Source organism: Janthinobacterium sp. 13, assembly GCF_002749695.1.
GTDB classification, from domain to species: Bacteria; Pseudomonadota; Gammaproteobacteria; order Burkholderiales; family Burkholderiaceae_D; genus Janthinobacterium; species Janthinobacterium kumbetense.
Window position 1 is genome coordinate 1826575 of record NZ_PEEQ01000001.1, and the last position, 21668, is coordinate 1848242.

The 21668-nt window shown below is 56.5% G+C and carries 20 protein-coding genes, 1 tRNA gene and 1 pseudogene; 7 read left to right on the forward strand and 15 right to left on the reverse strand.

The window, feature by feature from the left end:
* Window positions 1-109 precede the first annotated feature (109 nt).
* The 5 genes from CLU94_RS08030 to CLU94_RS08050 form a co-directional block, all read right to left on the reverse strand.
* Window positions 110-916: an alpha/beta fold hydrolase gene (locus tag CLU94_RS08030; RefSeq protein ID WP_099665259.1), complete on the reverse strand. Its 807-nt coding sequence runs from the start codon at window positions 914-916 to the stop codon at window positions 110-112.
* Window positions 917-1032: 116 nt separating this feature from the next.
* Entirely contained in the window at window positions 1033-1671 is a 639-nt protein-coding gene (locus CLU94_RS08035) for a TetR/AcrR family transcriptional regulator (protein ID WP_218965280.1), read from the reverse strand.
* Window positions 1672-1778: 107 nt separating this feature from the next.
* Window positions 1779-2735, reverse strand: coding sequence for a bifunctional helix-turn-helix transcriptional regulator/GNAT family N-acetyltransferase (locus tag CLU94_RS08040; protein WP_099665261.1), 957 nt, complete (start codon window positions 2733-2735; stop codon window positions 1779-1781).
* A 74-nt stretch (window positions 2736-2809) separates the two neighbouring features.
* Window positions 2810-3238 (reverse strand): hypothetical protein, encoded by a 429-nt coding sequence (locus CLU94_RS08045; protein WP_099665262.1) that lies wholly within the window; start codon window positions 3236-3238, stop codon window positions 2810-2812.
* A 106-nt stretch (window positions 3239-3344) separates the two neighbouring features.
* Window positions 3345-5300: a PKD domain-containing protein gene (locus CLU94_RS08050; RefSeq protein WP_143451378.1), complete on the reverse strand. Its 1956-nt coding sequence runs from the start codon at window positions 5298-5300 to the stop codon at window positions 3345-3347.
* A 331-nt stretch (window positions 5301-5631) separates the two neighbouring features.
* Between CLU94_RS08050 and CLU94_RS08055 the strand changes: the two genes are divergently transcribed.
* The gene (locus CLU94_RS08055; RefSeq protein WP_143451379.1) at window positions 5632-6822 is read left to right on the forward strand and encodes a DUF1566 domain-containing protein; all 1191 of its coding nucleotides are present in this window, start codon (window positions 5632-5634) and stop codon (window positions 6820-6822) included.
* Between the two features lie 40 nt (window positions 6823-6862).
* Window positions 6863-7381: a hypothetical protein gene (locus CLU94_RS08060; protein WP_099665265.1), complete on the forward strand. Its 519-nt coding sequence runs from the start codon at window positions 6863-6865 to the stop codon at window positions 7379-7381.
* 3 nt (window positions 7382-7384) lie between these two features.
* Here CLU94_RS08060 and CLU94_RS08065 read toward each other — a convergent pair whose 3' ends face one another.
* Window positions 7385-8101, reverse strand: coding sequence for an SDR family NAD(P)-dependent oxidoreductase (locus CLU94_RS08065; protein ID WP_099665266.1), 717 nt, complete (start codon window positions 8099-8101; stop codon window positions 7385-7387).
* Between the two features lie 151 nt (window positions 8102-8252).
* Between CLU94_RS08065 and CLU94_RS08070 the strand changes: the two genes are divergently transcribed.
* A complete protein-coding gene (locus CLU94_RS08070) occupies window positions 8253-9557 on the forward strand; it encodes an MFS transporter (RefSeq protein ID WP_099665267.1) in 1305 nt (434 codons plus the stop codon).
* Window positions 9558-9617: 60 nt separating this feature from the next.
* Here CLU94_RS08070 and CLU94_RS08075 read toward each other — a convergent pair whose 3' ends face one another.
* Window positions 9618-10031: an SMI1/KNR4 family protein gene (locus CLU94_RS08075; protein WP_180278616.1), complete on the reverse strand. Its 414-nt coding sequence runs from the start codon at window positions 10029-10031 to the stop codon at window positions 9618-9620.
* Between the two features lie 385 nt (window positions 10032-10416).
* On the opposite strand from CLU94_RS08075, the gene CLU94_RS08080 reads away from it, so the two are divergent.
* Together CLU94_RS08080 and CLU94_RS08085 are read left to right on the forward strand one after the other, a co-directional pair.
* Entirely contained in the window at window positions 10417-11997 is a 1581-nt protein-coding gene (locus tag CLU94_RS08080; RefSeq protein ID WP_034784508.1) for an isocitrate lyase, read from the forward strand.
* 176 nt (window positions 11998-12173) lie between these two features.
* Complete coding sequence (locus CLU94_RS08085) at window positions 12174-12596, forward strand: type II toxin-antitoxin system HicB family antitoxin (protein ID WP_099665269.1); 423 nt, start codon at window positions 12174-12176, stop codon at window positions 12594-12596.
* Between the two features lie 10 nt (window positions 12597-12606).
* Here CLU94_RS08085 and CLU94_RS08090 read toward each other — a convergent pair whose 3' ends face one another.
* A complete protein-coding gene (locus CLU94_RS08090) occupies window positions 12607-13041 on the reverse strand; it encodes an STY0301 family protein (protein WP_143451380.1) in 435 nt (144 codons plus the stop codon).
* A gap of 10 nt (window positions 13042-13051) precedes the next feature.
* Window positions 13052-13438: a BPSL0067 family protein gene (locus CLU94_RS08095; RefSeq protein WP_099665271.1), complete on the reverse strand. Its 387-nt coding sequence runs from the start codon at window positions 13436-13438 to the stop codon at window positions 13052-13054.
* A 168-nt stretch (window positions 13439-13606) separates the two neighbouring features.
* On the opposite strand from CLU94_RS08095, the pseudogene CLU94_RS08100 reads away from it, so the two are divergent.
* Window positions 13607-13912 (forward strand): annotated as a pseudogene (locus tag CLU94_RS08100) (type II toxin-antitoxin system RelE/ParE family toxin); the annotation flags it as partial.
* A gap of 31 nt (window positions 13913-13943) precedes the next feature.
* Window positions 13944-14363: an addiction module antidote protein gene (locus CLU94_RS08105; protein ID WP_099665273.1), complete on the forward strand. Its 420-nt coding sequence runs from the start codon at window positions 13944-13946 to the stop codon at window positions 14361-14363.
* Window positions 14364-14686: 323 nt separating this feature from the next.
* On the opposite strand, the gene CLU94_RS08110 is transcribed toward CLU94_RS08105, so the two are convergent.
* The 6 genes from CLU94_RS08110 to acs form a co-directional block, all read right to left on the reverse strand.
* Window positions 14687-16651 carry a caspase family protein gene (locus tag CLU94_RS08110; protein ID WP_099665274.1) on the reverse strand — a complete coding sequence of 655 codons (1965 nt, stop codon included), beginning with the start codon at window positions 16649-16651 and terminating at the stop codon, window positions 14687-14689.
* 21 nt (window positions 16652-16672) lie between these two features.
* Window positions 16673-16975 carry a hypothetical protein gene (locus CLU94_RS27990; protein WP_143451381.1) on the reverse strand — a complete coding sequence of 101 codons (303 nt, stop codon included), beginning with the start codon at window positions 16973-16975 and terminating at the stop codon, window positions 16673-16675.
* 7 nt (window positions 16976-16982) lie between these two features.
* A complete protein-coding gene (locus tag CLU94_RS08115; RefSeq protein WP_099665275.1) occupies window positions 16983-17852 on the reverse strand; it encodes a radical SAM protein in 870 nt (289 codons plus the stop codon).
* Complete coding sequence (locus CLU94_RS08120) at window positions 17849-18547, reverse strand: hypothetical protein (RefSeq protein WP_099665276.1); 699 nt, start codon at window positions 18545-18547, stop codon at window positions 17849-17851. The genes CLU94_RS08115 and CLU94_RS08120 overlap by 4 nt, the downstream gene beginning before the upstream one ends.
* Before the next feature lie 785 nt (window positions 18548-19332).
* Window positions 19333-19423, reverse strand: a tRNA-Ser gene (locus CLU94_RS08125).
* A gap of 184 nt (window positions 19424-19607) precedes the next feature.
* The gene (gene acs / locus CLU94_RS08130; RefSeq protein ID WP_099665277.1) at window positions 19608-21614 is read right to left on the reverse strand and encodes an acetate--CoA ligase; all 2007 of its coding nucleotides are present in this window, start codon (window positions 21612-21614) and stop codon (window positions 19608-19610) included.
* Window positions 21615-21668: the final 54 nt, after the last annotated feature.

The following is a 21668-nucleotide window of genomic DNA, read 5'->3' on the forward strand; positions in this document are numbered from 1 at the left end:
CGGCCGGATTCCAGAATCGCAAGACGTAACGGTACCCGCGCGCAAAAAGCGTGCACCTTCCCTGCGATGACTGTGTTCCGGCCCGCGGCCCGTGCGGCGAGTGGCCTGTTTATTTTGAATTTATGGTAAGGAAGGACTGCAACAAGGTATTCACACGCTGCGCCTGGTCCAGGGGCGTGGCGTGGCGCGAGTTCGCGATGATCTCGATCTCGCACTGCTGAAACTGTGCGGCAAAGGCCCGCTTGCTGGCGACGGGCGTGTAATCCTGGTCCGCCGCCATGATCAGGACGGGCATGGCCAGGGCCTGGAAATGGATGTCGATATCCCAGTGGAAAATGGCGTCCAGCGCGGCCAGGTAGGCGCGCTTGTCCATGCCCGCCATCTGCGTGGCAAAGCGCTCGACGAGGGCTTGCTGTTCAGGGTCGGGAAACAGTTTCTTGCCGATGATCTTGCCCATGGCTTTCAAGCCGAAGGTGGCGATCACCGTGCGGCGCAGCCAGTAGGCAAACAGCAGCGCGGCCGGTTTGCTGCCCTGGAACGGCTGGGAATTGATCAGGCACAAACTGGCGACCCGGCCGGGGGCGCGGTTGGCCATTTCCAGGCCCACCATGCCGCCCAGCGAAAAGCCGACGATGTGCGCGCGCGCCACGTCGAGCTGGTCCATCAGGTTGAAGAGGTCGTTGGCGAAGTCGCCGATCTGCCAGTCGCCGTTGGGCGCGGGACTGGCGCCATGGCCGCGCAGGTCGGGCACGATCAGGCGATGGCTGCTGCCGAGGGCGTCGATTTGCGGGCGCCAGTCTTCGGCGCAGGAACCGAGGCCGTGCAACAAAAACACGGGATCGCCCTGCCCTGCCTGTGTGCCGGGACCGAGGTCGAGATAATGCAATGGAACATCGGATGTCGTGTGACGCCGCATTCTGTCTCCTTGCTGTTGAACATGCTTTGTGTTCAGGTGCAGGAATATATTTTCCTGCTGTTGGAAAACATAATACGGAATCCGAATTCCGATTTCAAGTTAAATCGGTAAATATCTCAAGTCAGGTAATTTAAAGCAACACGTACCAGCTCGTCTTCCAGCGCGGCCGCCGACAGGAAGGACAGCGAACCCGACAACACGTGCTGGTTCAGGATGCCCAGCAGCACGGGCGGCACCACCATCATCGCCTGCGTGGGATTCGGATGGCGGATGCTGGCCGACTTGCTGGCCAGCACGGCGACCGTGCGCTGCGAGATCAGATGGTTGATCTGGTGCACCTTGTCGCGGAACTGCGCATCCTGCGAGCAGCGCGTGATCAGGGCGCGCAGCACGCCGCGCCGGCCCATGTTGACGGCCACGAACATGGCCACCATGGCGCGGATGAAGTCTTCCAGGCTGCGCCCTTCCCACTGGCGCAGCTCCGTCAGGGTTTCGACCTTTTCCACCATGTCGGAAAAAAAGCGCTGCAGCAGCAAGCGGCTCAAGGTGTCCTTGTCGCCCAATAAACGGTAAAACGTGCCCACCGAGGTTTCCGCCAGTTTTGCCAGGTCGGCCACGCCGATTTCATCGAAACGGTTTTCCGCCAGCAACTGTTCCCCTACCAGCAGCAAGCGCTCGAAGGCCAGCTTGCTGCGCGCCTGGGTGGGCTCGGGTGGAACGATCAACTGCGGAAAGGGCATCGGGAAGGAAGGCATGCGGCGTCGGCGTCTCGGAATAGTGGAACCTAAGTTCCGTTATGGATGCGCGTATTGTAACGCGGGAGACGGCCGATGGGGAGCGCCGCGTGGCGCCCTCGCGTGCGCTAGCGGCCCTGCCACTCCATGTAGACGTCGGCGCGCTGGTAATGGGCGTCGCCGGCGGGCCGCGCCACGTGCGTAAAACCGCTGCTTTCATACAGGCGGATGGCTGGCGCCAGCTTGCTGTTCGATTCCAGGAACAGCAATTGCGCGCCGCTGGCCTCGAAGGCGTCGAAAGCCCGCTCGATCAGGCGACGCGCGATGCCCAGGCCCTGGCACTCGGGGGTGACGGCCATCTTCGACAGCTCGATGCTGGCGTCGCCGGCGCGGATCAGGGCGCAGGTGCCGACGATGCGGCCATCGAGGCGCGCGAGGAAGATCTGCCCGCCAGCGTCGAGAATCGAGCGTTGCGGGTCGGACAGCACCTTGTCGTCCAGCGCCTCGACATAGAAATACCGCTCCAGCCAGGCGATATTCAGCCGCTTGAAGTCTGCCGCGTATTGGGCGGCGTAATCGATGATCTCGACGGCGGCCCGCTCGCGCTGACGCCGGCAGGCGGCGATCGTTTCGCCGAAACCTTGCGCCTGCAGGCGCGCTTCGGCCCGGTCCAGGCTGGCCATCAGCTGCGGCGTCCCCTGCTCGAACACCGTATCGACGGCCGCACGCACGTCGTCCCACAGGGGTGCCATGTTGCGCAGCAACGCTTGCCCGGCGTCGGACAGCGCCAGCAGCCGGCGCCGCTCATCCTTGGCGTCCGGCATCTCCGCCACCACGCCGGCATCGAGCAGCTTGCGCCCCAGCTGCACCACCACCGGGTGCGTCTGCCCGATCTGCGCGGCCAGGGCCGTGATCGCCGTCGGGCCGTTGTCGCGCAGCAGCAATAACAGGGGGAAACAACGCGACGTCAGCTCGACGCCAGCGGCCAGATAGCTGGTATCGACGCCCGCATACAGTTGATCGGAAAGACGGCGCAGGCGGCTGGCCAGCATCAGGGAGCCGTAGGTTTGCAAGTTGGAAGACATGTTGGGCGGGATATATGTAAGTAGTTACGTATACCCTAACGTAAACGGGCTTTCCAAGTCAAGGGCAGGCTTGCCTAGTCCTCATCTTCCGCCAGCGCCTCCTGCAGCCTGGCCTGAAACACGGTCTCGACCAGCTCTTCCAGTCCCGGCCACACCTGCGTCAGCCAGCGCTTGCCCTCTGCACTCACCGCCACATACGGCGCATCGCGCGTGGCGCAGGCCAGGCCGATGGCGATGACTTGCCCCGCATCGTCCAGGCCGCCCGCGATCATGGCGTCGATCGGCAAGGCGATCAGCTCGGCGGTCAGATGCGGACGCAGCAGGCAGGCGGGCGCGATGATGGCGAACGATGCTTCCACGTAACTCCAGCAGTTGGTGGGCCAGTGGGCGGCTTTGACGGCGTCGAGAAAGGCCGCGTCGCCGATGGCACCCGGATGGGCTTGCGCCTGCGCATAAAAGCCGGCCAGGGCGACGAGTTGTGGAGGGGAAGTCCAGGTGAGCATGGGGCAAGTGGGCAAGTGGGGCTGGCGAACGCGGAACCGAAGCCCGGCGTTCGCCATATTACATCACTGAGTTACATCATTTAGTTACATCACTGAGTTACATCACTTAGTTTGACGTGAAGTCGGCGTTATAAACGAAAGACTGGCCCGTTTCCGCCACAAAGAACTTGTAGCTCAGTTTAGCCGTTGCGCCATTCGTCTTGGGCGACACCAGCGAGAAGGTGGCGCTGCTGCCGGCAGGAATGACCTGGCCCGACACCAGACCGACGATGGCCGGAACGACCTTGCCGGTACTGTCGACGGCCGTCACATTGGTAATCATGAAGCTCGTCCCGGCGGCGGCCACCTTGAAGGTATCGACCGTAAAGTTGGCCGCGCACGATCCCGAGCACGACTTCTGTACCGTCGCATTGGCGAGGTAAGGCAAGCCGGCCTTCGTCTCGACCGGACCGGCCCCATTGTCCTGCACCTGGTATAAATTGAGCAGATTCGGCGTCGCCGTTACCGTGACATTATCTTCGCCACTATTCACCGAGCCATCGTTGACGATTAATGTCGCGACATAATCACCGGCCATATCTGCGACAAATGTCGGCTGCGCGTCAGTCAGCGATGACAGCACGGCCGCACTGCCAGCAGGCTTGCTCTTCAACTGCCAGCGGTATGTCAACACATCGCGGTCCGCATCCGTACTGCCAAGTCCCGTCAAACGCACGGTCGTTCCTGGTGCGACAACCTGATCTATGCCCGCATTGGCCATCGGCTCCGCATTGGTCGAGCTTGCAGTGGCAATAATGGTGGCGGTTGATGGTGCACTGTCGACCGTACCGTCATTGACGACAAGGCTGACGACATAGGTTCCCGGCACATTCGCCCAAAATCTGCTGACTGCCTGGCTGCGGTACAATTCGCCGGGAAACGGTTGCAGCATGCTATTTGCAGGCACGGAGATGAACGTCCATTTATAGCTGAGATTGTCGCCGTCCGCATCCGAACTGCCCCTGCCATCGAGGATCACACCATACGCACCTGCCAGCACACGCTGATCCACCCCGGCATTCGCCACCGGAGCGGCATTCGTGGACGTCGCCGTAATCGTGACGCTCATTGAATCGCTCGATGTCGTTGCGTCCCACACACGCAACGTGGCGACGTACGTGCCAGCCTTGTCGGCGATAAAAGAGGGTTTCACCAGCGTTGCGGACGACAACGTGGCAGTACTCCCCGCAGGACGGTAAGTCAGGGTCCAGTAATACGTCAGGGCATCGCCATTCGCATCGGAACTTGCGCTGCCATCAAGAATGACGGTGTTCCCCTTGAGCACGTTCTGCGCCACGCCCGCATTGGCCAATGGCCGGGCATTGCCGACAACCGCCGTCGTCGTCACGAAAGCCGGCGCACTATCGACCTTGCCATCGTTGACAACCAGGCTCAGTTCATAGGCACCCGGCAAATCCACGCCGACATACGGACGCACGGAGTTTGCATCCACGATCCGTACAGTACTGCCGGCAGGCTTCGATACCAGGCTCCATTTATAGGTGAGGATATCGCCATTCGCATCGCTGCTTGCGCTACCATCCAACATGATACCCATACCCGCAACAATGGTCATTGACTGCCCCGCGTTGGCGACAGGCGGGGCATTGGCTACCGACGCGGCAACCGTCACCGACGACAGCTCGCTGCTGATCTTGCCATCATTGACCATCAGCGTGGCCACGTACACGCCCTCCACATCAGCGGTAAAAGTCGGTTTCACGGCAGATAAGGAATCCAGGACAGCGGCGCTGGATGCAGGTTTGGAGCTGATCACCCATTTGTAGGTCAAGGCATCGCCATTCGCATCGGAGCTGGTGCTCGCGTCCAAGGTCACGACGCTGCCGACCACCACGCTTTGGGCGGGCCCGGCCTGCGCGACGGGCGCCGTATTCGCCACCGGAATGGAAGGGGTAACGGGTGGCACGACTGCGCCGCCATTGTCCGCCGAGTTATTACTTCCGCCGCCACAGGCCGACAAGGCAGCAAAAGCCAACGCACAAAATAAAATTCTACTATTCACGTGATATTCCGATCAGGTTAATGATATTTCACTCGACCCGAATTATTCACGATAAGTAAAAAATATGATAGGCAACCGCTGAATTGAACGGCATAAAAATATATTAATTCCAGCGCCGCCTTCTTATTATCCATTTCAAGCAGAGAAAAATATCGCGCCACAACCACCTAATAAAATTCATTTGTAACGATGAGTCACCACAGGAAGCCGAATTAATAAACACGAAAACAAGGACGATGCATTTTGATCGAAAAGAAATCTGCCACCATCAATAAAATCACGGGCGGCACAGGTCATAATGGCAGCTCATCGCGATCATTTCATTCATGCCATGCCACCCTCATTCGAACACTGGAAAGCCGAACTTTTAATTGTGGGCAACATCATCCAGGACGACGACACCGCCATGCCGCCCGATGAAGCCCAGCAGCGCTTCCAGCGCTACTGCGCCATGCTCGATGCGCTGACGGGCAAGGAAGGCGCGCAATACGCACTGGCCATCTTTCAATCCGTGCAAGCCGAACACGATTACGGCGCCTACCAGATAGCCAACCGCGCCGCCTGGCGCTACGGCGAGACGGCGTATTGCATGGCACTGCTGCACGAACTGCCGCGCCTGATCGCCACCTTGCCCGACTGGGCGGGCGAGTTTCTCGTCGGTATCGCCAATCGCGCCGGTACGCCCCACGCCTCGGCCATCAACTGCTTCAACTCCCTGCTGGCCGGCGCGCCGCCCGCGCCTCAGGCGCTGATCGCGGCCTTTATTGCCGAGGAAGAAGACGATGGCTGGTTCGAGCATTGCCCTGGCGTGCTGGGCGCCGTTGCCGACGAGCGCTACGCAGGCATCATGCCTGGCCACGCTGGCGCCCCCGGCTACCAGCTGTTCCTGCTGCCCGGCGAAGGCGGCGCCCTGCCCTGGCAAGCCGCGCTCGACTGGGCCGCGGCGCGCGGCGCCTGCCTGCCCACGCGCAGCGAACTGGCCTTGCTGCACGCCAACTTGCGCGACGCCTTCCCGGATGCCTGGTACTGGTCGTCGGAAGCGGACACCATCCTGCCCCGCCTGGCCTGGAGCCACGATTTCGATAACGGCACCCAATACAATTTTCGCAAGACCTACAGCGGCCGCGCCTGCGCCGTGCGCCGGGTCGAATTGGCGCCATCGGCGGCCGCCCCCGTCCCCTTGCGGCAGGGCGAGCGCTATGCCGGCCTGATTCTCGGCAAGGATGGCGCGCCCGACTACCATCTGCTATTGCAGCCGGACAAGCTCGAGCCGGAGTACGACTCGTGGCAAGCCACGTCAGACTGGGCCGCCAGCCTCGGCCACAGCTTGCCGGATCGACGCGAGCAGACCTTGCTGTATGCGACATTGAAAGAGGCGTTCCGGCCAAACTGGCACTGGTCGAGCGAGCCGGGCGACATCGAGGACGAAGCCTGGTGCAAGGACTTTGACACGGGCGTCGCCTATCAGACTTTGCGCGAGTTCGACGGCTACGCGCTCTGCGTGCGCCGGGTGCTTGTATAGTGCGCGTTTGCTCAGCCGAGCTGTCCCATCAAGGAAAACCATGCTGTTATCACTCGACGATCCCCTCTGGCCCACCCTGGAAGGCGGCTACCGCATGCCTTACGACGTGGCCGAGGCGCTCAAGGCCATGCAGGCGGGCGAAGACGTGTGGCATGAGCTGTGGGAAGAGCTGCACCACCAGGGCGACGTGGGCGTCGCCTCGTATGCGGCCGTGCCCCAGCTCGTCGCCATGCTGGGCGGCGCGCAAGCGCGCGAGGAAGATTTCTATGCGCTCATCGCCCTGATTGAAATCGAGCGCCACCGCCTGCACAATCCGCCTCTGCCGGACTGGCTGGCCGACAGCTACCGCGATGCCTGGGCGCAACTGCCCGCCATCGCCGCGCGCGACTTGCAGGGCCAGCTCGACCCCGTCATGCTGGAATCCGTGTTCGCCGTGCTGGCCCTGGCCAAGGGCAAGCTGCGGCTGGGCGCCGCTCTGATGCACATGGATAGCTCGGAAGTGGACGAGTGGCTGGAAGAGCGTCTCGGCTGGTCCGAGGTCTACGGCAAGGATGCCTGAGAGTCAGAAACGCTCGTCGCGCAGCGCGGGCATCACCAGTTCGCGCACGAACGAGGCGTTCGACAGGTTCAGCAGCATGCGCACGACGGCAACGACGTCATGCACGGGTATCAGCTCGCCTTCGCCGCGCGCGCTAGCGTCCGCCAGCGGCACGGACAAGCCATCGTAGGTATTCAGGTAACCGAGTTGCAGCGCCGTCACGGCCAGCCCCTGTTCGCGGAAACCTTCGCGCAAGGCGTCGGCGATGCCGTTCAAGGCGAATTTCGACGCGCTGAACGTCACTTCCGGGCGGCCGCTCTGGCGCAGGCCGGACGTCGACCCCGTGAGTATCAGCTGCGGCTTGTTGCTGGCCAGCAAGCGGGGCACCAGGCGCTTGAGCAGCAATATCGTCGCCGTGATATTCGTATTGACCATGTCGACGATGGCGTCGTCCGCATCGCCGAGAAAAGCGTAGTCATCGCTGAAGGCCTTTTCTTCCCACACGCCCAGGTTGTAGATCACCGCGTCCAGCGCGGCCGGCGCTGCACGCGCGATGCGTTCGACGGCCTCGGCGGGCGCGGCCAGGTCCGCCGCGATCCATTGCAGCTGCGTGCCCTGGCCGGCGGGCAAGTCGGCAGGTTGCTGGCGCGATACGCCGATGACGGCGTGCCCGTCAGCGAGCAAACCGTCCACCAGCGCGCGTCCCAGGCCCCGGCTGGCGCCCACGATCATGATGTGCATACTGTGTCCTTTGCAATGAAGTCAACGCCGATGATAGCGGCGTTGTATTAAGCACAGCTGAGGCGGCTCGCCCCTCCCCCGCATTTACTCACGCGGCGGAAATGCGTATGCTAGGTCTGGCAATCTCCCATAACACACAAGAACGAGACACATGCCTACCTCCGACACCGCCGCAAGCAACGCCGCAAGCCGTCCCCTCACCCAGCAAGACTACAAGACCCTGTCGCTGGCCGCCCTGGGCGGCGCGCTGGAATTCTACGACTTCATCATCTTCGTCTTCTTTGCCAACGCCATCGGCCAGTTGTTCTTCCCGCCGGAAATGCCGGAATGGCTGCGCCTGCTGCAAACCTTCGGCATCTTCGCCGCCGGCTACGTCGTGCGTCCGCTGGGCGGCATCGTCATGGCCCACTTCGGCGACTTGCTCGGCCGCAAGCGCATGTTCACCCTCTCCATCCTGATGATGGCCGTGCCGACCTTGCTGATCGGCCTGCTGCCCACGTATGCCACCATCGGCCTGGCCGCCCCGCTGCTGCTGCTGTTGATGCGCATCTTCCAGGGCGCGGCCGTGGGCGGCGAAGTGCCGGGCGCCTGGGTGTTCGTGTCCGAACACGTGCCCAGCCGTTTCACGGGCTTTGCCTGCGGCGTGCTGACGGCGGGCCTGACTGTCGGTATTTTGTTGGGTTCGCTCGTGGCGACGGGCTTGAACACCGTCTACACGCCGGCGGAAATCACCGATGGCGCCTGGCGCTATCCGTTCTTGCTGGGCGGTATCTTCGGCTTCGGCGCCATGTATCTGCGCCGCTGGCTGCATGAAACGCCCGTCTTTGCGGAAATGCAGCAGCGCAAGGCGCTGGCGACGGAAATGCCCTTGAAATCCGTGCTGCGCAGCCACCGCGGCGCCGTCGTCGTCTCGATGCTGCTGACGTGGATGTTGTCGGCCGGCATCGTCGTCGTCATCCTGATGACGCCTGCCCTGCTGCAAAAGATCCACCACATCGCACCGCGCACCACGCTGGTGGCCAATACCGTGGCGACCCTGTGCCTGGCCTTCGGCTGCATCATCGCCGGCATGCTGGCCGACCGCCTGGGCGGCAAGCGCGTGATCTTCGTCGGTTCCGTGCTGCTGGCCATTTCCACGTACCTCTTCTACACCACCGTCGGCACCCGCCCCGACCTGCTGCTGCCCCTGTACGCCATGACGGGCCTGTTCGTCGGCGTCGTCGGCGCCGTGCCCTACGTGCTGGTGCAAGCGTTTCCGGCCCAGGTACGCTTCTCGGGACTGTCGTTTTCCTACAACTTGTCGTATGCGATTTTCGGCGGCCTGACGCCCGTGGTCGTGACCCTGATGCTGAAGAACAACGTGCTGGGCCCCGCCTATTACGTGATCGGCGTGTGCGTGGTGGGCATGCTGACGGCCCTGTTCATCAAGGACCAGCGGCAGACGGTGGGACGCTAGCTAGCCTCGGGCAGCGCACGGGCTTGCCTCGTGCGCTGCAGCAGTTGCCCCGGTAAGCGATCAAGAAAATAGCGATAGAAAGTCTTCAAAGGAGTTTGAAATCTTCCGCCAGTAATCATCGTCCCACAAGATGACGGATGGTGCGCCCCGGGCGCCCCTGAAATCGAGACAGAATGGACTCCCGTCACCGGCCATGCCGAAACAAATGATTTCTGTAAAATCAACGATGTCCGGCATGGCTCCCGGGCCAGCACTGCCGCTTCCAGGCTCCCCATAGCAGCCATCGCCGACGAAATACGCCCCAAGCTGCGCTGTCCGGGCAGTCAATTCGACGGCATCCGTATAGATGTGCGCCAATTCCGTCTGCAGGACGCGACCGAAAGAATCGAGCTCCTCCTTCAGCCTCACATTGCAGAATCCTGCCGCATCCCGATATCTTGCTGCAAAAGCAATATACTCGACGGGTAAATCCATACCGTTAATCTGCATCGCTGACGTTACCTTTCACAAGCGGAGCATGATATTAAAACAAATGTACCGCTACGCCACCTTCGGGTGGCTCCTTTCGCCCCGATTTGTCGCGCTGCACCAAAATCTGAAAAGGCGTTTCACATCGCGGGATTTCAAACGGCAGACTCATCCATTAATGCTCTCACTTTTTGAAAATTCATTTCACATCCTGAAAAATCATAATTAAGTCGTTGAAAAAGAACGATTAAATTTAAGTTATATGTCTTATATAAGACTTGAAGATCGGCGCGAATCGGCCTACTATTTAGTCATGCAGTTTGCTTCGACAAGACGTTGTGGCGCACTCGGCGATTTTCTCAAACATAGCTTTTCTTTTTAGGAGATTCACATGTCCCAATATCAAGACGACATCAAGGCTGTTGCTGGTTTGAAAGACCAACAAGGTAGCGCATGGAACGCCATCAATCCCGAGTCCGCCGCCCGCATGCGCGCCCAGAACAAGTTCAAGACCGGCCTGGACATCGCCAAGTACACGGCGAAGATCATGCGCAACGACATGGCCGCCTACGATGCGGATCCATCCAAGTACACCCAGTCGCTCGGCTGCTGGCATGGTTTCATCGGTCAACAGAAGATGATCTCGATCAAGAAGCACTTCAACAGCACCGACCGCCGCTACCTCTACCTGTCCGGCTGGATGGTCGCCGCCCTGCGCTCCGAGTTCGGCCCGCTGCCGGACCAGTCGATGCATGAAAAAACCGCCGTCTCGGCCCTGATCAAGGAACTGTACACCTTCCTGCGCCAGGCCGATGCCCGCGAACTGGGCGGCCTGTTCCGCCAGCTGGACGCGGCTCAAGGCGATGCCAAGCAAGCCATCCAGGCGAAGATCGACGGCCACGTGACCCACGTCGTGCCCATCATCGCCGACATCGATGCCGGTTTCGGCAATGCCGAAGCCACCTATTTGCTGGCGAAACAGTTCATCGAAGCGGGCGCCTGCTGCATCCAGATCGAAAACCAGGTATCCGACGAGAAACAATGCGGCCACCAGGACGGTAAAGTCACGGTACCGCACGAAGACTTCCTGGCCAAGATCCGCGCCATCCGCTACGCCTTCCTGGAACTGGGCGTGGACGACGGCATCATCGTCGCCCGCACGGACTCGCTGGGCGCCGGCCTGACCAAGCAGATCGCCGTCACCAATGAACCAGGCGACCTGGGCGACCAATACAATTCCTTCCTCGACTGCGAAGAAGTGTCGGCCGACGCGCTGGGCAATGGCGACGTCATCATCAAGCGCGAAGGCAAGCTGCTGCGTCCGAAACGCCTGCCAAGCAACCTGTTCCAGTTCCGCGCCGGTTCCGGCGAAGAGCGTTGCGTGCTCGACTGCATCACCTCCTTGCAAAACGGCGCCGACCTGCTGTGGATCGAAACGGAAAAACCGCATATCGCGCAAATCGGCGGCATGGTCAGCGAAATCCGCAAGGTCATCCCGAACGCCAAGCTGGTGTACAACAACAGCCCATCGTTCAACTGGACCCTGAACTTCCGCCAGCAAATCTTCGACGGCATGAAAGCGGCAGGCAAAGACGTGTCCGCCTACGACCGCGCCCAGCTGATGAGCGTGGAATACGACCAGACGGAACTGGCGATCGCCGCCGACGAGAAGATCCGCACCTTCCAGGCCGACTCGGCCCGCGAAGCCGGCATCTTCCACCACCTGATCACCCTGCCGACCTACCACACGGCAGCCTTGTCGACGGACAACCTGGCCAAGGAATACTTCGGCGACCAGGGCATGCTGGGCTACGTGGCCGGCGTGCAGCGCAAGGAAATCCGCCAGGGCATCGCTTGCGTGAAACATCAAAACATGTCCGGCTCGGACATCGGCGACGACCACAAGGATTACTTCAGCGGCGAAGCGGCGCTGAAGGCGGCAGGTAAAGACAACACGATGAACCAGTTCTGAGTTGTTGGTTTGGTTGTAGAGTGAGAAAGCCCGCTTTGGCGGGCTTTTTTGCGTCTGAACGTTGTGTAGCGTCAGACCTGGAATACACACTGATACACATTATGCGTATGCTTGCAGAGAGCAACATTTCTCCTCCGCGTTGCCGAGTTCAACAGATAGTGCATGAGGGAACAGCCATGAATATCCCCGTTGTCATTTTTAAAGATGCCGATAGTGTGTACGGTGTGAACGTCCCCGACATCAAAGGCGTCCACTCGTGGGGCGATAGCGTGGAAGATGCGCTCAACAACGTCCGGTCAGCCATCACCAGCCACATCGAGACACTGCTGGAGCTGGGCGAGCCAGTGGAAATCACGCAAAGCAAGATCGAAGCCCTCCAAGCCAATCTTGAGCATGCGGGTGGCATCTGGGCATTGGTCCACCTCGACCTTGAAAAGCTCGACAGCAAGCCCGAACGCATCAACATCAGCCTGCCGCGTTTTGTGTTGAGCAAGATCGACCGCTATGCGGCGGCGCGGCACGAGACGCGCAGCGGTCTGCTGTCGCGTGCGGCGCTCAGCTTGATCGAGGCCGAAGCCAAGGGAGGCGGTGCGCGGTGATGCCAATGACTTAACGGCAATCGATATCGATCTCGTTCTGCCCGGCCTTGCTGCCCTTCCTGTAGGTGAATTCACAAAGGCTGACACTGTCGTCCATTCTCTTCGACAGTGTCACCTCACCATGCGCGCCGTAACTGCATTGCAACCACTTGCCGTCAGGATAGGAGCCTTCCAGACGGTAGCTGAGTATCGTGCGCCCTTTCTTCTTGCGCTCCGCACTGGGCACGAGCTGCCCCCTGCGCTCCGGCGCGCCGTCGATCGGCGCTGCGGCACTGAGGTAGAGCGGGCTGCCGATATATGGCATCCAGCCAGCCGCCACGACGTTCAGGCTGATCGAAGTCGCAGGCACGCTCTCCGGGCAGGCATATGAGGCGGTCACGGCAGCATGCGTGAACACAGGGAAAATGCAGCAGGCGACGCCGGTCAACAAACGTTTATGTCGCATGGATGCTCCTCTATTCGATGACAAAAAAAGCATCAGCATTGTTGCTGGGATCGATATGCAGGCCATTCTTGTACTGGCCTTTGGAACGCAAGGTTCGCGAAGTCACGATGCCCAGGCGCTTGCCCGTCCACTGATCCATGACAATGATGCCGTCCAGCGTCTGCCCCATATACAGGGCGGCGTGATTGCCTTGTTGATGATTCGCATACTTCCCGTTGATAAATGTGGCAATGGCCGTACCCTTGCGCAGCAAGCGATTTCCCAGCACTGCTTCCCCCTGCTTCCAGGCCAACGCGGCAGGCGCACCCGCGTAGTGGCGAACCAGCGCAACGCATTGATGGTTGCCGACCATGGTGGTTTTTTCCAGGTCGTCGACTTTGCTGTAGGTGTAGGACATGAGACTCTCTCCATGGCTTTGTGGGAGATGCTTACGATACATGGGGGAAACTATGGGGGAATTGAGGAGGGACAAGGTTTGCAGGGGAATAAGGCTTACGCAAATTTGATTGCACATCTGTATTCGAATGAATACAGTTATCTCAGAAGATGATCACAAAAAGCCAAACACTTCAGCAACTGGTTGTCCGATATCAAGGACGACAAGACAAAGGCAATCATCGCTCAGCACATCGTTCGCCTGGAAAACGGATTGGGTGACGTGAAGGCAATTGGTGGCGGCGTCCGAGAACTACGCATTGATGTAGGGCCAGGCTGGCGTGTCTATTTCATTGAAGTTGAAGGGTACGTGATCGTGTTGCTCGTGGGAGGCAACAAGAGCACCCAGGCTACCGACATCAACAAGGCCAGGCAGATGGCCAAGAAGTTGAAGAAGTCTGCCGCAAAGAAAACCGTCACAAAACCGACAAAATAATAGCGACCCGAAGCAATACAGGAGGTGCATCATGACTGAGCACAACATCAAACTGTCCGACCTTGAAGGGCTGGATCTGGAAGACTTCGACCCAGCGGAATACATCACCAGCGATGAAGCGGCTGCCGCCTACATCACGCAAGCACTGGAAACGAACGACGCCGCCATATTCGCCGCCGCCATTGGCGATATCGCGCGTGCGCGTGGCATGGCCGAGATCGCCAAGGCGGCGGGTTTGGGGCGCGAGAGTTTGTACAAGGCGCTTCGCCCGAATAGTCAGCCGCGCATGGAGACCATGACCCGTGTACTTGGTGCGCTTGGGGTGCGGCTGGTGGCGGAGGCTGTTGGGTCTGGGAAGGGGGAGGTGGTGGATGCCGCGCCCAAAAAAGCAGTGGCTGCGAAACCGCGCTCGCGGGTCAAGTCGGCGGTAGCGAAGCCAGCAGCTGCCTAGGGCTAGGGCGGTCGTTTGGGCACGGACTAATGCTTTGGGCGCCGTAGAGGCCTATTGGGGCCTTGTTGGCATAAGTTCATAGCCTAGCGGAGAAGTCGAAGGGGCGGACCTACCTGCCCTCTTCGAGTCGACCAACTGCTGCCCGCTGCGCGGGCAGCTTCGTGCGCAGAGGGTGTGTGTTCTTGGTTTTAATCAGGCTCTCGACAGAAGTGGCTTCTACCGTGTCCAATGCCTCAGTCCGTGTACGGATGGCGTACCTGAGCCCGCGTCGTGTAGCGATATGGAATGCGAGAAAGTGATTCTGTAAACTAATCTCATGTATCCTAGATGAACCGGTACGGATGCGATTCAAAAATACTATCCTGATTCAAAGCAAGTAGATCGTTGCGCGAGAATTCCTTGAGGGTGACATGAAGCAGTAGCTTAATTTGTTCCTGCGGAAGAGCTAGCTGACTAGCCCAATGAACAATTTCTCGTAGATAATCCATTGACCCCGGATATATTTTTTCATTAAGTATTGTCCCTGCGCTGTTTAATCTAGCTTTGCTTTCCTCAATCGGCTCATTTGAATTTAATGTTCTAAATAGCCTTAATGCTACTCTTCTTACCCAAGGATGATCATCAACCACGCCCCACGATAGGGCCTCAGCATTGCGGTTTGCAAGTTCCGGACTACTTTCCAGCTGCTCAAAAATTGCCATTCTGGCAGCAACAATTGGAACATGTTTCACCGCCTCAATAAATTCTGACAATTCTTTTGCGTTTAGACTATTAAACACCCAGAGAGGACTGTAAGCGCCGCGCCAGGAACCATAAAGACTTGAATGAAGCCATTTTCCAATTCCCATTTTTTGAGTGCTCCCACGTGTTGGGGTATCTCCAAAACAATCGATACCAATGGTGCCGATGAGACTTGAATCAAGCCACGCCTTCAAATCATCGTTAAGCTGATTGAAAACCTCTCGATACCTCAAATATATAAAATTTATCAAACTTGAGGTGTGCTGCTTTAATTTTCCAATGAAAATTTCGGTACGCTCTTTAGTGGATGAGATATCGCCCCCATTTTCCGCCACATTGACGCCTCGCTCCCATAACTCACATACACCCCAACTAGATTGATAAAAATTATTTAGACTAAATCTTTGAATTATTTTTTCGAATGAAGAATATCCATAAAAATCAGAAAGGTACAATAGTGCGAGCCAGCGAACATCCATGACTTCCTCTTCTGAGCTGAGTAGCTTCTCTAGCTGCAAACGAAAATCATCTTTCGAAACATCGCGTCGAACGGTCAATATTCCAATGCAGCGATTAACCCAATGATTAGAAGAAAACAACCGATTACAAAGATTCAACTGTTCATTTTTTAAAAACTTTATTTCCGATAGTGCCGAACCTGCAGCTCGACGCACTAACCATGATGGCTCAGTGTATTTATCATCATCGAAAAGAATTTTTGCTACTCCTAATAGAATATATTCTGGCTCTTCTGCCAAGGCATACCAGATAGACTCTCGTACCCCTTCAGTAGCTACACGAAGCCTATCTGAAATATCTAATTGAAGCTTTTGCGATTGCGGTACAGAAAGGGGGGCCGGTGCGATGACTAGATCGTGCATACCCTCGGGGAAAAGAATATGTGGATTCTGCTTCGGCATAACGTAGTTACCGAGTTCAATCTCCAAATTCGCAACCGATATTTGCAAACCCTGCTGTTTAATTTTATATAAAGAGTTAGATAAACATTGAGTAAATATACTAAGGATCTCGCCGCTTTGCGATGGCTGAATCGGCTGCGATGACGCAATAAGAGTAGTCTTCTTTTTACTGAATCCTGTGTTGGCATAAGTGATTTTGTTTGCGGCTCCAGAGAAACAACAATCCAATATCAAAAGAACACGGGGATATTGGAAAATCCTAAGCATTTCACCAATCACGATGGTTGATATGCCATCTTGACCAAGCTTAGAATCAATGAAGTGCAAATCTAGCACTTCGTCGTAGGTGCTACCGTGCCCACTAAAATAAATAATCAAAAGGTCACTCGAAGGGCCATCTTTTTTTTGCTCTTTTAGAGCAGTGCGGATATGCGTCAGAAACTGATCACCTGTAATATCCAGTGCAACAATACTATGTCGGTGATCTAACGACTTCCCTAATACATCTTCAAATGTGTCATAAATTTTACGAGCATCATTTAACGATGCAGGAAGATCTTTTCGATGTGGCGCATATTCGCTGATACCAACAGATAGTAGGCGAACCTTCGGCGCTTTATTGGTCATATGAGGTGGTCTAAAACAACTTCAAGAATCTTCTCGCATTTCGTTTACTGTCCTAACTTCGTCGTCAATTTCTAACGGAGTTTCGCCATCGAGGCTATCGCCCAATCGTCTGAGTGAATATTTTAAGAAATCATAAACAGCATTTACAGCAATTCCTTCACCGAGGATAATAGCAACTTCAAGTATTAAACTGCCCTTTGTATCGTCTGATAAATTTTTTACTTTAACTTCGACTCCTTGGCTTTTTACTACCTCTACAAACTCGGATAGTGCAACTGAAAGTTCGGAACTGGCACTTAAGTTCTTTAAAATAAAAGTTTCCATAATCACCTTATATTGGAACGGAAGTCGTGGTTTGCGCTACCATTTTCTTAATTACATTAATATCATTACTAAGCAAAGATATCTTCTTGTCATCATTGCTACCATCGGTATGTTGCTGCAGAAATCCGTTCGGCTGGACATTCCAATATGTTGAATATAAAGAGTTCTCTCGTGTAATGACCTCAACATTTGATACCGCTTGACGAATTTCGCCTACTGCCAACAGAAAAGATTGATGATCCAATGCATATTCAAGATATTCATCCTTCTGGTTTGCAGGATGAGGTTGAATTAAACACCATTCGTTGACACCCATAGCATCAACTACAGGAGCCAATTTCCGGCTCCACTTATTTTCATAGTATTGTTTCGTAATAACCGTGTTGACCCTACACATTCTCTTTCGATCGCTGGAGTCTATCATGCCAACCAAGTTTACAGCATCATTCCATGCTCCAGGCTTTCTTCTTATTTCATCATGATCTTTAGCATAGCCATCAAGGCTAAATATTAATCTAGCGAACCGATTTGAATTGCCAATTAAAAACTGTTTATTTTTTTTCTTCCCCACCCCACTTGTAGTCAATGTAGTATGAATTCCCCTAGACCATAGATTAACACATACCTCTTCAAGAAAATCGTATGCAAGCGGCTCACCGCCAGAAAGGTCGACTTTCTGAACTCCTAACGCCAATAATGCATCAGATATATTTTCAATAAATTGAACAGGCAATCCAACTTCGGTTTTTGCTGCGAAACAATATGGACATGCTAGCGGGCATATATCTGTAATATGCCACATAACGTGTGGAATGCCCCCCACCACTAAGGGACCTTCTTGCGAGAGAAACTTATTGGTAACAGGGCAATATTTCATGAAAGGGAAAGGTGGTGATTGATTGCTGCGATCAAATCGGAATGTATATCTGCAACGCTCTTCATCATGCCGTCCGGATTTTGGCAAGTGACAACTATCGCATTGGCGTTATCTTTCGCCCACGACAAGTACATTAATTGGGCGCGATGCTGCAGAATTGCATCGCTCTCGTAAACGTCCTGAACTTTTTCTCCAATATATTCTCTTTCTTGTTTTTTGAAGACATTTTCTGATGCAATACGTGTACCAGTATCTAATATAATATACAAATCAGGGTGAGGCAGGCCAAGGATATCATGCTCAAGCTTCAATATCCAATCCCCAATTCCCAAATCTGCACCTGCTCGTGAACCTTGATATACAACGCTGGAAAGCGTAAACCGATTCAATAGCAGAACATCAATATCCTTGAGGGATTCTTCCAGTGATTGAAAGTCGTGCCATCTATCAAGTGCATACCACAACGACATTGATTTGGAATCAATTTTTTTAGCAGAATTTTCGTCGTCTCTACCAGCAAGAAGATTACCAATTTCTTTTCCTGTAAAGCTTGCATACTGAGGATATGAACGATTTACAACCTTCTTCCCAAGCGACAAGAAGTAATTTTCTAAAAGGTCAGTTTGTGTTTCTTTACCGCTGCCATCAATTCCTTCTACAGCAATAATAAACGTTCTATTATTGATTTTCCTCATATAGTATCACCTAAGCATTTTTCTAAGCTTAACATAGATGTTATTAGAATTTTCAGTATTTCGCCCGAGACCTGAAAACGCCGCGAAGCTCGCTCAATTGCTTCCATCCGCATTTCGTAACTAAAATCGGTAAGTGGGTCAGTACCGAACCTGCACCAGCTAGCAATATCGATACATCGTTTCAAGCTTGGGGGTGGCTCTTCCGTCAGAGCGCGTCGTTGAGCCTGCCTGAACCACTCGATGACACACTCCCCCTGCCTTTCGGTAAGTCGTTGTTTAAGTTCAGCCATATCAATGCCGCCAGCAGCGATTGATTGCCAATTTTGCAATAGTAAATTATGAGCGTTCATACATAGGCCATGTTGAGGGCAGAAGCGCATATTATGCCAGATCGACTTTTTCTTATCTCTTCGAATGTTCAGAATTCTGTATTACCATGGCTCAGGATAACATTGTGAGCAATTTTTACTTCCCGCAACTGACAATGGCTCGAAATTATCTCGCTGAGCGAGTCGCGACGCAGGAGGCAGGCCTGCCATTCAGACACAGGCTGAAGCACTGACCGCCGTAGAAGTCGGCTCAGCCGAAACCTAATTAGAACCACGAACGCGCGCCGCAGGCGCGCGGGGCTGCCGCGCAGCGGCAGCAGTTGGTCGATTCGGAGAGGGCCGGGCCGTTAGGCCCGACCCTTCGAATCCCCCGCGCAGGGCGCGCAGGCGCCCTGCTTCTCTCCGCGTACAGACGAAAAAAAAGCTACCCGAGGGTAGCTTTTTCTTTTTCGTCTGTGGCGGAGAGAGGGGGATTCGAACCCCCGATAGGCTATGAACCTATACACGCTTTCCAGGCGTGCGACTTCAACCACTCATCCACCTCTCCTGCAGGCAATGCGTCTACTGGCTCGCATTGCGTACTATTTCTCGCTTGTCGCGAAGCCGCAGATTATAGCAAAGATTCTACGGACTGCCAAAGTTATTTACCGTGGGGTAAAAGTTAAAGCTGGCAACGACAAGCAGCAGCCCAATACAGGCCGTGGTCGGCCCCCGCAGGGACCGACCTTTCATTACGACGCTTCCTTCAACTGCTCCAGGATGGCCGGGTTTTCCAGGGTCGAGACGTCTTGCGTGATCGTCTCGCCCTTGGCCAGCACGCGCAGCAGGCGGCGCATGATTTTGCCGGAGCGGGTTTTCGGCAGGTTGTCGCCGAAACGGATTTCCTTCGGTTTGGCGATCGGGCCGATTTCCTTGCCGACCCAGTTGCGCAGCTCCAGGGCCAGTTTCTTCGCTTCCTCGCCCGTCGGACGCGCTTGCTTGAGCACGACGAAGGCGCAGATCGATTCGCCTGTCGTGTCGTCCGGACGGCCCACCACGGCCGCCTCGGCCACCAGCGGGTTGGCCACCAGGGCCGATTCGATTTCCATCGTGCCCATGCGGTGGCCAGACACGTTCAGCACGTCATCGATGCGGCCCGTGATGGTGAAGTAGCCCGTATCCTTGTTGCGGATGGCGCCGTCGCCTGCCAGGTACATCTTGCCGCCCAGCTCTTCCGGGAAATAGCTGGACTTGAAACGCTCGGGATTGTTCCAGATCGTGCGGATCATCGATGGCCATGGGCGCTTCACCACCAGGATGCCGCCCTGGCCGTTCGGCACGTCCTGGCCCGCTTCGTCGACGATGGCGGCCATGATGCCCGGCAATGGCAGGGTGCAGGAACCGGGGACCATCGGCGTGGCGCCTGGCAACGGGGTGATCATGTGGCCACCCGTTTCCGTTTGCCAGAAGGTATCGACGATCGGGCATTTCTCGCCGCCGATATGCTTGTAGTACCACATCCACGCTTCCGGATTGATCGGCTCGCCGACCGTGCCCAGCAAACGCAGGCTGGTCAGGTCGTAGTTGCCTGGATGAACTTTCGGATCCACGTCGGCTGCCTTGATCAGCGAACGGATGGCCGTTGGCGCCGTGTAGAAGATGCTGACGTTGTGTTTCTTGATGGTTTCCCAGAAACGGCCCGCGTTCGGGTAGGTCGGGATGCCTTCGAACACCACTTGCGTGGCGCCCACGGCCATCGGGCCATACGCGATGTAGCTGTGGCCCGTCACCCAGCCGATGTCGGCCGTGCACCAGAACACGTCGTCAGGCTTGATGTCGAAACTCCACTTCATCGTCAGCGCGGCCCACAGCAGGTAGCCGCCGCTCGAATGCTGCACGCCCTTCGGCGTGCCCGTCGAGCCGGAGGTGTACAAGATGAACAGTGGATGCTCGGCATCGACCCATTCTGGTTCGCATTGCGCGCTCTGGCCTGCGACCAGGTCGTGCAGCCACGTGTCGCGGCCAGCCACCATCGGCAGGTCGCTGCCCGTGCGTTTATACACGATGACGTTTTTCACGGTATCGCAGCCACCCAGCGCCAGCGCTTCGTCGACGATGGATTTCAATGGCAGCTTCTTGCCGCCGCGCAATTGCTCGTCGCCCGTGATGACGGCCACGGCGCCCGCGTCGATGATGCGTTCCTGCAGGGATTTGGCCGAGAAGCCGCCGAAGACGACGGAGTGGGTGGCGCCGATGCGCGCGCAGGCTTGCATGGCGGCAACCCCTTCGACGGACATCGACATATAGATGATGACGCGGTCGCCCTTGGCGATGCCCTTGGATTTCAGGCCGTTGGCGAACTTGCAGACTTTTTCGTGCAGTTCTTTATAGGTAGCCTTGGTAACGGTGCCGTCGTCCGCTTCGAAGATGATGGCCGTCTTGTCGCCCAGGCCATTTTCGATGTTGCGGTCCAGGCAGTTGTACGACACGTTCAGCTGGCCGTCCTCGAACCATTTGTAGAACGGGGCATTGTCTTCGTTCAGGGTGCGGGTGAATGGCTTTTTCCAGCTCAGGTTTTCGCGCGCCAGCCTGGCCCAGAAGCCTTCGTAGTCGGTTTCCGCCTCTTTCACCATGGCCTGGTACGCGGCCATGCCGGAAATGGTGGCTTGTGCGGCAAAGGCCGCCGATGGTTCAAATACGCGCGACTCTTCTGGTCCTTGCTGCTGCGTGCCCTGTCCTTGGTTTTCTGTAGCGGCCATGCTTGTCTCCAGTGTAGTAATTGTTTGCTAACACGATAAGCGCCCTGTCTTACG

Coding starts and splice junctions, on each gene's coding strand:
- CLU94_RS08030 (WP_099665259.1), bottom strand. CDS start 916: ATGCGGCGTCACACGACATCCGATGTTCCATTGCATTATCTCGACCTC.
- CLU94_RS08035 (WP_218965280.1), bottom strand. CDS start 1,671: ATGCCTTCCTTCCCGATGCCCTTTCCGCAGTTGATCGTTCCACCCGAG.
- CLU94_RS08040 (WP_099665261.1), bottom strand. CDS start 2,735: ATGTCTTCCAACTTGCAAACCTACGGCTCCCTGATGCTGGCCAGCCGC.
- CLU94_RS08045 (WP_099665262.1), bottom strand. CDS start 3,238: ATGCTCACCTGGACTTCCCCTCCACAACTCGTCGCCCTGGCCGGCTTT.
- CLU94_RS08055 (WP_143451379.1), top strand. CDS start 5,632: ATGCCACCCTCATTCGAACACTGGAAAGCCGAACTTTTAATTGTGGGC.
- CLU94_RS08060 (WP_099665265.1), top strand. CDS start 6,863: ATGCTGTTATCACTCGACGATCCCCTCTGGCCCACCCTGGAAGGCGGC.
- CLU94_RS08065 (WP_099665266.1), bottom strand. CDS start 8,101: ATGCACATCATGATCGTGGGCGCCAGCCGGGGCCTGGGACGCGCGCTG.
- CLU94_RS08070 (WP_099665267.1), top strand. CDS start 8,253: ATGCCTACCTCCGACACCGCCGCAAGCAACGCCGCAAGCCGTCCCCTC.
- CLU94_RS08075 (WP_180278616.1), bottom strand. CDS start 10,031: ATGGATTTACCCGTCGAGTATATTGCTTTTGCAGCAAGATATCGGGAT.
- CLU94_RS08080 (WP_034784508.1), top strand. CDS start 10,417: ATGTCCCAATATCAAGACGACATCAAGGCTGTTGCTGGTTTGAAAGAC.
- CLU94_RS08085 (WP_099665269.1), top strand. CDS start 12,174: ATGAATATCCCCGTTGTCATTTTTAAAGATGCCGATAGTGTGTACGGT.
- CLU94_RS08090 (WP_143451380.1), bottom strand. CDS start 13,041: ATGCGACATAAACGTTTGTTGACCGGCGTCGCCTGCTGCATTTTCCCT.
- CLU94_RS08095 (WP_099665271.1), bottom strand. CDS start 13,438: ATGTCCTACACCTACAGCAAAGTCGACGACCTGGAAAAAACCACCATG.
- CLU94_RS08105 (WP_099665273.1), top strand. CDS start 13,944: ATGACTGAGCACAACATCAAACTGTCCGACCTTGAAGGGCTGGATCTG.
- CLU94_RS08110 (WP_099665274.1), bottom strand. CDS start 16,651: ATGACCAATAAAGCGCCGAAGGTTCGCCTACTATCTGTTGGTATCAGC.
- CLU94_RS27990 (WP_143451381.1), bottom strand. CDS start 16,975: ATGGAAACTTTTATTTTAAAGAACTTAAGTGCCAGTTCCGAACTTTCA.
- CLU94_RS08115 (WP_099665275.1), bottom strand. CDS start 17,852: ATGAAATATTGCCCTGTTACCAATAAGTTTCTCTCGCAAGAAGGTCCC.
- CLU94_RS08120 (WP_099665276.1), bottom strand. CDS start 18,547: ATGAGGAAAATCAATAATAGAACGTTTATTATTGCTGTAGAAGGAATT.
- acs (WP_099665277.1), bottom strand. CDS start 21,614: ATGGCCGCTACAGAAAACCAAGGACAGGGCACGCAGCAGCAAGGACCA.